General features: G+C 72.0%; 8 protein-coding genes. 3 read left to right on the plus strand and 5 right to left on the minus strand.

The genetic code is table 11. From position 1 onward, the window contains the following. Window positions 1-9 precede the first annotated feature (9 nt). A complete protein-coding gene (locus tag FL311_RS09655) occupies window positions 10-984 on the minus strand; it encodes a lysophospholipid acyltransferase family protein (protein ID WP_194869134.1) in 975 nt (324 codons plus the stop codon). A 5-nt stretch (window positions 985-989) separates the two neighbouring features. On the opposite strand from FL311_RS09655, the gene astB reads away from it, so the two are divergent. Further along, on the plus strand, window positions 990-2,312 hold the full coding sequence (gene astB, locus FL311_RS09660; RefSeq protein WP_141324647.1) for an N-succinylarginine dihydrolase: 1,323 nt from the start codon (window positions 990-992) through the stop codon (window positions 2,310-2,312). A 128-nt stretch (window positions 2,313-2,440) separates the two neighbouring features. Further along, window positions 2,441-2,980 carry an aminoacyl-tRNA deacylase gene (locus tag FL311_RS09665; RefSeq protein WP_141324648.1) on the plus strand — a complete coding sequence of 180 codons (540 nt, stop codon included), beginning with the start codon at window positions 2,441-2,443 and terminating at the stop codon, window positions 2,978-2,980. Between the two features lie 6 nt (window positions 2,981-2,986). On the opposite strand, the gene FL311_RS09670 is transcribed toward FL311_RS09665, so the two are convergent. Further along, window positions 2,987-5,587, minus strand: a complete 2,601-nt coding sequence (locus tag FL311_RS09670) for an O-antigen ligase family protein (protein WP_141324649.1) — start codon at window positions 5,585-5,587, stop codon at window positions 2,987-2,989. Between the two features lie 185 nt (window positions 5,588-5,772). Between FL311_RS09670 and FL311_RS09675 the strand changes: the two genes are divergently transcribed. Further along, on the plus strand, window positions 5,773-6,063 hold the full coding sequence (locus tag FL311_RS09675; protein ID WP_141324650.1) for a hypothetical protein: 291 nt from the start codon (window positions 5,773-5,775) through the stop codon (window positions 6,061-6,063). A 13-nt stretch (window positions 6,064-6,076) separates the two neighbouring features. Here FL311_RS09675 and FL311_RS09680 read toward each other — a convergent pair whose 3' ends face one another. The 3 genes from FL311_RS09680 to FL311_RS09690 all read right to left on the minus strand — a co-directional run bounded on the left by FL311_RS09680 (window position 6,077) and on the right by FL311_RS09690 (window position 9,635). Further along, window positions 6,077-7,267 carry an acyltransferase gene (locus FL311_RS09680; RefSeq protein WP_141324651.1) on the minus strand — a complete coding sequence of 397 codons (1,191 nt, stop codon included), beginning with the start codon at window positions 7,265-7,267 and terminating at the stop codon, window positions 6,077-6,079. Further along, window positions 7,264-8,562: a UDP-glucose/GDP-mannose dehydrogenase family protein gene (locus tag FL311_RS09685; RefSeq protein ID WP_141324652.1), complete on the minus strand. Its 1,299-nt coding sequence runs from the start codon at window positions 8,560-8,562 to the stop codon at window positions 7,264-7,266. The genes FL311_RS09680 and FL311_RS09685 overlap by 4 nt, the downstream gene beginning before the upstream one ends. 101 nt (window positions 8,563-8,663) lie before the next feature. After that, the gene (locus tag FL311_RS09690) at window positions 8,664-9,635 is read right to left on the minus strand and encodes a nucleotidyltransferase family protein (RefSeq protein ID WP_141324653.1); all 972 of its coding nucleotides are present in this window, start codon (window positions 9,633-9,635) and stop codon (window positions 8,664-8,666) included. Window positions 9,636-9,716 lie beyond the last annotated feature (81 nt).

A 9,716-nucleotide genomic window follows, 5' to 3' on the forward strand; every position in this document is an offset into this window, starting at 1 on the left:
TGCCTTCTATCACCGGGCGGTGGCCGGCGCCGCCCCGGCGAGCAGGGCCTGGGGGGAGGCCTCGACGGGGGGCCGCGTCTTCCAGCGCTGGTGCATCCACACCCACTGCTCGGGGGTGCGCCGGATGGCCGCCTCGATGCGCGCGGACAGGGCGGCGGTGAGCGCCAGCGCCGCGGCCTCGCGGTCCTCGTCCTCGGGCAGGGGCACGTCCTCCATGACCAGCCGGTAGCCGCCGCCCTCCACGCGGTGACAGAAGCCCGTCACCACCGCCGCCCCCGTGCGCACGGCCAGGTCCGCCGCCGCGCGGGGCGTGGCCGCCAGCTGCCCGAAGAAGGGCACGAAGAGCGACTGCACCTTGGTGTCCTGGTCGATGAGCAGCCCCAGGATTTCACCGGCCCGGAGCGCGCGCAGCATGGCCCGGGCCGCGCCGTCCTGGCCCCGCCAGATGCTGCGCACCCCTCCCCGCTCCCGGAAGCGCTCCACCAGCTTCGTCAGGCGCGGGTCCGTGGTCTCCTTCGCGATGCTCTGGCTGGGGTAGCCCGCGCGCGCCACCCGCCGGGCCAACAGCTCCCAGTTGCCCACGTGCCCGGAGATGAAGACCACGCCCTTGCCCTTCGCCAGGGCCGCGTCCAGCACCGCCCGGTCCGCCTCCGGCCACGCCACCAGCGACTCCAGCCCCCGGTCCAGCGCGCCCGTGCAGGCCACCTCCAGCGCCGCGGCGCCCAGGTGACGGAAGGACGCGCGGGCCAGCGCCTGCCGCTGTGCGTCGGACTTCTCCGGAAACGCGGTGCCCAGGGACTTCAGGGCCTTGCGGCGCTCACCGCCGGCGATGGCGTAGGCCCACCCTCCCAGGAGGGAGCCCAGGGCCCGGGCCCACCCCAGGGGGAGGGGTTGAAGGCACAACAGGACCGTCCGGATGAGCAGGTACCGGAGGAAACGTTTCAGGCGCTTTGCTAAGGGTGGACGCTCCACACGTCGCTCCATATCCCATGCGCGAATACAACTTCGACGGGCTCGTCGGTCCTACCCACAACTACGCGGGTCTGTCGCCCGGCAACCTGGCGTCACAGAGTCACGTCGGCGAATCGAGCCACCCCCGGGAGGCCGCGCTCCAGGGCCTGGAGAAGATGCGCTTCGTCTCCGGCCTGGGGGTCGGCCAGGCGGTGCTGCCTCCCCAGCCGCGCCCCTCGCTGCGCGCCCTGAGGACGCTGGGCTTCACCGGCACCGACGAGGAGGTCATCACCCGCGCCGCGCGCGAGGCCGAGCACCTGCTGCGGCTGACGTCCAGCGCGTCCTCCATGTGGACCGCCAACGCGGCCACCGTGGCGCCCAGCTCGGACACGGCGGACGGCCGGGTGCACCTCACGCCCGCCAACCTGTCGCAGATGTTCCACCGCGCGCTGGAGGCGGACACCACGCACGCGGTGCTTCGCGCCATCTTCGCCGACGAGAAGCACTTCGCGGTGCACGCGCCCCTGCCGCCCGGCAGCCACTTCGCGGACGAGGGCGCGGCCAACCACACACGCCTGGCCACCCCGGGGCACGCAGGGGTGCACCTGCTCGCCTGGGGCCGCAGCGCGTGGCAGGACGTGACGGGCCCCAAGCGCTTCCCCGCGCGCCAGACGCTGGAGGCGAGCCAGGCGCTCGCGCGGCTGCACCAGCTGGACGCCCGCTCGGTGCTCTTCCCGCAGCAGCACCCCGAGGGCATCGACGCGGGGGCCTTCCACACGGACGTGCTCGCGGTGGGCAACGAGCGCTTCCTCATGCTCCACGAGCTGGCCTTCGTGGACCACCCGGGGCTGCTCCAGGTGCTGCGCGAGAAGCTGGGCCCGGACTTCCGCGCGGTGGTGGCCAGCAGCGCGGAGCTGCCGCCCAAGGACGCGGTGAAGGCGTACCCGTTCAACTCGCAGGTGCTGACGCTGCCGGACGGGACGATGGCCATCGTCGCGCCCATCGAGAGCCGCGAGACGCCCGCGGCCCGAGGCTTCCTGGAGCGCGTGGTGGCCGAGGACACACCGGTGAAGGCGGTGCACTACCTGGACGTGCGCCAGTCCATGAACAACGGCGGCGGGCCCGCCTGCCTGCGCCAGCGCGTGTGGCTGACGGACACCGAGCGCCGCGCCATCCACGCGGACGTCTTCTACACGCCCGCCCTGCACGAATCGCTCGCCGCCTGGGTGCGCCGCCACTACCGCGACGTGCTGCGTCCCAAGGATTTGCAGGACCCGCTGCTCGCGCGCGAGACGATGACGGCGCTGGACGAGCTGACGCGCATCCTCAAGCTCGGCAGCGTCTACGACTTCCAGCAGTGATGCCCGCCCGCCTGCTCCAGTGACAGGACGCCGAGCCCTCGCACCGGGGGCTCCGTCCCGAGGGGCGAGGAGTGCCGTGGCCCCAACCGTCGCGGTGACACACCTTTCGTTTAAGGAGGTGGCGTCCCGTGATTCCGGCTTCCATCCAATACTATCTGCGTCGCAACCGAGTCCTCTACGAGCGCTACTGGCACCCCCGGGCGGTCACCGCCCAGGAGCTGGCCGAGGCGCTCCATGTCTCCGGCTGGCGCGTGGCCAAGTCCGTCATCGTGATGGCGGACCGTCAGCCCTGGATTTTCGTCGTCCCCGCGGCGGGCACCGTCGATTTGGAGCGCGTGCGGGAGCTGCTCGGCGTGCGCACCGCCCGGCTCGCCACCGAGCGGGAGTTCTCCGACCACTTCCCGGACTGCGAGGTCGGCGCGGAGCCGCCCTTCGGCGAGCTGTACGGCCTGCCCGTGGCGGTGGATGAGACGTTGAGCCTCACCGAGCACCTGCTCTTCCGCGCGGGCTCGCACGAGGAGGCCCTGGAGATGCGCTTCCAGGACTTCGCCACGCTGGAGTGGCCGCTCGTCGCCTCGTTCATCCACGAGCGGCTTCAACCCTCGGCCTCGGCCGTCACCGTCATCCCTCCCATCCTGATGGAGCAGGACGCGCCGATTCCGGCGTGAGGAGGGTCAGGGTTCCACGAGCGGCTCGCGGGAGTCTCCCAGCAGGTGCTCCAGCTCCTGCGCGCGCGGGTCGCTCAAGAGCTCCTTGCGACGCGAGTCCACGCGAGCTCGCTCGGCGGACTCCAGCCGCGTCATCCAGGCGCGCGCGGCCTCGCGGGCATCGGGCGGCAACAGCGCCAGTCCCTCGCTCACCGAGCGGGCCGCCGCGTCGTAGCGCTTGAGTGACTCCTGCAGCCGCGCCACCGCGAAGTGGGCCTCCGCGCTCGGCAGGAGCCGGGCCACCGTCTGCCGCCGGTCCACCGCGCGCGACAGGAGCCCCTCCCGCTCGAGCCCGTCCGCCTCCATCGACAAGAGGCGCGCCCGCTGACGGTAGTCCGTGACGAGTCCGCTCACCGACTGGAGCGTCTGGCGTGCCCGCCGCGTCAGGCCCGCGTCCATCTGCCAGGAGGCCAGGATGAGGGCCAGCTCCAGGTCCTCGGGGTGACGTGAGCGCAGGGCCTCGATGTCCCTCAGCGCGGCGTCGCTCTCGCCTCGCCCCCGGAGCACCTCGGCGCGCAGGAGCGCGGTGTCACGCTCACCCGGCGCTCGACGCTCGACCTGCACGCAGGCCGCCTCCGCCTCGGGCAGTTCCTTGCGCGTCAGCCGCAGCCGCGTCTCGCGAGCCCACAGCGCGGTGACACCGGCGCGGCCCTCGAAGTGCTCTCGCGCCCAGGCCCCATAGGCCAGCGCGAGGTCCGAACGATTCAGATGCCAGGACAGCGCGTCCAGCAGCGCCCCGGCGATGTCGGGCGAGTCCGGCGTCATCGCCACCAGGTCCTCCACCGTGCGCGCCCGTCGGACCGCGTCGCCCACGAGCGCGCCCTTCTCGCCCGCCTCGTACGCCAGCCGGTACTCCAGGAAGGCCTGCGAGCGGTGCCCCATCGCCAGCAGCGCATGCGCCGCGACCCGGTGTGACACCGCGTCCAGCGGCGCCAGGTACAGCGCGCGATTCACGAAGGCCAGCGTCTGGCTCGCGCCCTCGCCCCCTCGCGCCGCGTGCGCGGAGGCCACCAGTCGATACAGCAGGTAGTCGGCCGGGTGCCGGTCGATGAGCGCGAGCCCCCGCGCATGCACCGTCTCCACCGGCGCCCGCGCACGGACCTGCTCCGCCAGCTCGGTCTCCGCGTCCGAGAGTCGCGAGGCACCGGGCAGCAAGGCCACCAACGCCACCGCCATCAGCACACCACTGGCGCCCAGCGAGACGAGGGACGAAGGCAGCGCCCACGCGTCCGAGGTGTCGCGCTCGCGAGGGCGCGCCACCGTGCCGAGCACCACCAGCGCCGCCACCGCGCAGGCCGGCAGCTCCAGGCTGAAGTCGAAGAGGTTGTGCAGGGCCAGCGCCGCCACGCCCGCGAGCGCGGACACCTCCAGCGCGTCCAGCCCCTCGCGCCGCGCCAGCCGCGCGAAGCCCCAGACGGCCAGGACCAGCAGCAGCAACCCGGGCAGCCCCAGCTCCGCCGCCAGCTGGAGCACGGCGTTCTCCGGATGCGTGAGCGTGTTCGGGTTGAGCTCGGACTGGTAGCGCGGGAAGGCCGCCTCGAACGCGCCGCGCCCCATGCCCAGCGCCGGGAAGGACGCGGCTGCCCTCGCCATCATCGGCCACAGGGACACCTTGGACTGGCCCAGCTTCTCCAGGCTGTCCGCCGAGCGGGCCTCGGCCCAGAGCGGCTCCGCCACCGCGTACGCGCCCACGGCCAGCACCGCCACGAGCCCCAGCACCGGGACGAAGCTCCGCGCGGACGTGACGCCGCGCCGGTCCTCCTGGCGCCTTCGCGCGAGCCACAGCGCGAGCAGTCCCTGACCGAGGACGAGGAACACGATGCCGCCGCGCGACAGCGTCAGCACCACGCCCAATCCACACGCGCCCGCCGCCAGCGCATACGGCAGCGCCTTCGTGGGTGGACGCGTCGTGAGCGCCAGCCCCACGCCCACCGACGCCCCCAGTCCGAGGAAGCCCGCCAGGTGGTTGGGGTTGCCGAAGAACGTCACCAGCGTCGGATGCGCGTGAACCCAGGAGCGCAGGCCGAACAGCGACGTCACGCCCATGAGCGCGTGGCCCAGCCCCACCAGCGTCACCGCCGCGCCCGTGAAGGTCACCACCGCGAGCAGCCTGCGACGGCTGTCCTTCGAGCGCGACACCTGGACCGTGGCGAGGAAGACGAGCAGGTACGCCAGGTGCTTCGACAGCTCACGCCACGTGGCCGGCGGGTCCAGCGACACGGGCCGAGCGCCGCCCAGGCCCAGGGGCTCCAGCGCGAACTCCCGCAGCGCCGCGGCCTCCGGGCTCACCCACCCCAGCACGCCCGAGGGCAGGGGGACGAGCTGCACCGCGCACAGCGCCGCGCCCGCCGCCAGGGGCACGGCCACGAGCGGGAAGCGCAGTGACTGCCCGTGTCGCCGCGCGCCGATACACGCCAGCAGGGCCGCCGCGCCGGAGAGGAGGCCCAGCGGGACGAGCACCCACTTCGCCGCGCCGCCGAGCGCCAGCGGACACACGACGACGAGCGTGGCCAGGGCCACTTCGGCGAGCCGGGTATACCGGGAGCTGCTGCGTTGCGAGGGGGCCATTCGAGCGGGCCTGCGAGTATGGCATGGCCTCCGGAACCCTCTGCTTTCCGGCCCGCACCTCCTGCTCGGCGGCAAACAGGGCCGGCAGGCGCGAAGCCCCTCCCTCCCTGTCCGGCGTTGAAAACCCCTCCGGCCCCCGAGTGGGCTTGCATCCCGAAGACCTTCTGGCATCTTCGCCCGCACCCATGCGCCGCTTCCTGCTCGCCACCGCCCTCCTCTGCGCCACCCTGTCCGGCCTCGCCGGCTGCAAGGGGCCCTGCCGCGAGCTGTCCGAGAAGCTGTGCGACTGCTCCATCAACTCGGTGGAGAAGGAACTCTGTCTCCAGAACGCCTCGCGCGAGGAGAGCCGGGTGGAGCCCACGCCCGAGCAGGAAGCCGTCTGCGAGACGAAGCTCGCCGGCTGCGACTGCAAGAAGATTGAAACCGCCGAGGGCAAGCGCGAGTGCGGCATCGCCCGCGAGGGCGGCATCGACTGAGGACGCGGGCCCCTCAGGCCCCCGGCGCCACCGGCCGCGCGCGCGTGGATGCACCCTCCGCGTCCACCCACGGCTGCAGCGCCTTTCGCACCCGGGAGCGCAGCGGTGTCTCCACGTAGCGGTGCACCAGCACGGACGCGGGCAGCGCCAACAGCAGCACCGAGCCCAGCCAGCCCCACGGCGTGTTGAGGTCCACCCACGGCGACAGCACGCGCTCCAGCTTCATCGCCGCCTCGCCCGCGGGGTACTGGAGCAGGTACAGCGCGTAGCTCGCCGAGCCCAGGTGCACCGCCCACGGGCGTGACAGCACCCGGCCCAGCAGGCCCCCACCCCGCGCCAGCCCGTACACGAGCAGCCCCGACGCGGGCGCCAACAGCGCGTTGTGCATCAGCACGTACGGAATCCGCTCGCCCGCCGCGCCCGCCGCCACCAGCAGCGCCGCGCCCAAGGCCGCCAGCACCGCGCCCGAGCCCTTCGCCACGCCCGCCTGCCGCTCGCGCACGAAGCACCAGCCCAGGAGCACGCCGAAGAGGAACTCCGGCAGGCGCGAGAGCGGCGCGAACTTGAGCACCGCCAGCCACGCGCCCCAGGAATGCGCGTCCACGCTGTCCAGCCCATCGGGCCGCAGCGCGAGGTAGAGCACCGGCGGCACGAGCCCCAGCACCCACGTCGCGCCCAGCGCCACGGGCACCAGGGACGGCTTCAGGCGCGACAGCCCGCGCGCGAGCTTCGGGAACAGCGCGTAGAAGAACGCCTCCACCGCCACGGACCAGCCCGGCGGGTTCCAGTACAGCGCGAGCAGCGGCACCCACGCCTGCACCAGGGCCAGCGTCGCCACCGCCGCCACCGCGAGCTTCACGGCGGCCACGTGCCACGCGTTGCTCGCGAACGAGGCGAGCATGGTGGGCGGCGCGGACAGCAGGAAGGTGAGCAGGTAGACGGGATAGACGCGGGCCACGCGGGCCGCGAGGAAGGCGCGCGTGCCCGTCTCCATGCGCCCGTCCGCGTCCAGGTAGTTCCAGGCGAGCACGAAGCCGGACAGGACGAAGAACACGCCCACGGCCGAGAAGCCCGCGCCCACCAGGTTCTGCAGCCACTCGGGCGCCGGCGCCAGGGCCGGACGCGCGAAGTGGAACAGCACGACGTGCAGGGCCGCGAAGAAGCGCAGCCCCGTCAACGCATCGAGTGAACCGCCCCGGCTCACCGCCGGCCGATGCCGTAGTACGTGAAGCCCAGCTCGCGCATGCGCACGGGGTCGAACACGTTGCGGCCGTCGAAGATGACCGGCGCCTTCATCAGCGACTTCATGCGCTCGAAGTCCGGGTGGCGGAACTCGTTCCACTCCGTGACGACGAAGAGCGCGTCCACGCCCTCCAGCGCCTCGTAGGGCACGCTGGCGTAGCGGATGCGGTCACCGAAGACGCGCCTGGCCGTGTGCGTGGCCACCGGGTCGTGCGCCACCACCGTGGCGCCCTTGCCGATGAGGCCCTCGATGACCTCGATGGACGGCGCCTCGCGCATGTCGTCCGTCTTCGGCTTGAAGGCCAGGCCCCACACGCCGAACTTCTTGCCCTCCAGAGAGCCGAAGTGCTTGGCCGCCTTGTTCACCAAGAGCTTCTTCTGCCGCTCGTTGGTGCGCTCCACGGCGCGCAGCAAATCCAGCTCCAGGCCGAACTCGCGCGCGGTGGCGCCCAGCGCCTTCACGTCCTTGGGGAAGCACGAGCCGCCGTAGCCCACGCCCGGGAAGAGGAACGGGTAGCCGATGCGCTTGTCCGAGCCCAGGCCCTTGCGCACGAAGTCCACGTCCGCGCCCACCTTCTCGCAGAGCGCGGAGATGTCGTTCATGAACGAGATGCGCGTGGCGAGCATCGCGTTGGCGGCGTACTTGGTCAGCTCCGCCGAGCGCGTGTCCATGAAGAGCACCGGGTTCTCGGTGCGCACGAAGGGCGCGTACAGCTCGCCCATCACCTTGCGGCCGCGCTCGGAGTCCACGCCGATGACGACGCGGTCCGGCTTGAGGAAGTCGTCCAGCGCGGCGCCCTCCTTGAGGAACTCCGGGTTGGAGACGACGTCGAACTCCACGCTCGTCACCTTGCGGATGGCCTCGCGCACCTTGTCCGCGGTGCCCACCGGCACGGTGCTCTTGTCCACCACCACCGTGTACTGCTTCATCGCCTTGCCGATCTGCTCGGCGGCGGCCAGCACGTACTGGAGGTCGGCGTCGCCCGTCTCACCCTCGGGCGTGCCCACGGCGATGAACACCACGTGCGCGTTGGAGACGGCCTCGGCCAGGTCGCGCGTGAAGAACAGGCGCTTCTCGCGCACGTTCTTCTTGATGAGCTCCTCGAGCCCGGGCTCGTAGATGGGCACCTCGCCCGCCTGGAGCATGCGAATCTTCCGCTCGTCGATGTCCACGCACGTGACGTCGTTGCCCGAGTCCGCGAAGCAGGTGCCCGCGACCAGGCCGACGTAGCCCGTTCCGATGATGGCAATACGCATTGAAGGAGTCCCAGTGGGGAGGTGTCTTGACCAGAACTCATACGCCGGGACGCGCTCGGAAAGGAAGCCCGTCCCTGGGGCAGTTCAGCAACCGGGCGGGCTCACTGCCCGGTGAGCAGGCGGCGCACTCTTTCCAAGCCCCTGAGAGCCGAGGTCCGCCCGGGGGTGCTGACTGGACCCACCACCGTGCGGTCCAACAGCTCGCGCGTCGCCCGGCGCAGGGGCGGCAGCGCGGCGGTGGCGTCGGCCGCGGCCTCCGGGAAGAGGCGGGCGATGATGGACAGCGACGTGTACAGGGCGCGCTCCAGGCGCCAGTCGGCGGCCCGGGCGAGCAGCGCGGGCACGTCCAAGGGACGCGAGTAGACACCGCCCATCCACTTGGCGCCCGTGACGAGCTCGCGGAGGTCGATGAAGGACAGCCAGGGTACGTCGTACCCCTGACGCGCGTGCTCCAGGCAGACCAGGAGGACCGAATCCTCCAGGTCGGCCCGGTACATGGAGGGGCCGTAGACCTTCATGGGCTTGGCGCGCTCGATGATGCCGGCGGTCTGCTCGCGGCGCTGGGGACCCAGGATGTCAGAGTAGAGGTGGATGGCGGTGCGGCCGTCCGTGACGACCCTGGTGGCACCGCTGTGGGAGGTGTCCGCCTCCGGCTTGAACTCGTGGTTGGAGAGGAAGCCGGCGAAGCCGTCCACGTCCATGCGGCGCAGGAGCAGCTGCAGCTCGAGCACGGGGCGGAAGCCGATGTGCGGATAGAGCGCCTCGGCGAAGGCGGCCGAGCCCATGAGGACCAGCTTGCGTCCTTCGAGCTCGTCGACGACCTGCTTGAAGTTGACGAGCTTCATCACGTTGTCGTTGACGGAGCCCTGGTAGACGGAGAGCAGCCTGTCGCGGGCCCACTCGGGCGCGGCGCTGGCGCCCAGGCGGTACTCCAGGTTGTAGGCCGCCAGCGGAGCCAGGCCCTGGGCGATGGCCCAGTCCACGTACTCCTCCCAGGGCGCGCCCTTGAGGGCACCTCGCGGTGGGTCGAACGAGGCGAGGACGCGAAAGGTGTCGAGCAGGCTGAGCGGCATGGTGGCCCCCTTTAACGGGCCCACCGCATGCCCTGCAATCACTGCCTGAGCCCGTGGGGACGAGGCCGTGGTGGACAGCGG

The organism is Myxococcus sp. AB025B (assembly GCF_006518215.1).
In the GTDB taxonomy this organism is placed as follows: Bacteria; Myxococcota; Myxococcia; order Myxococcales; family Myxococcaceae; genus Myxococcus; species Myxococcus fulvus.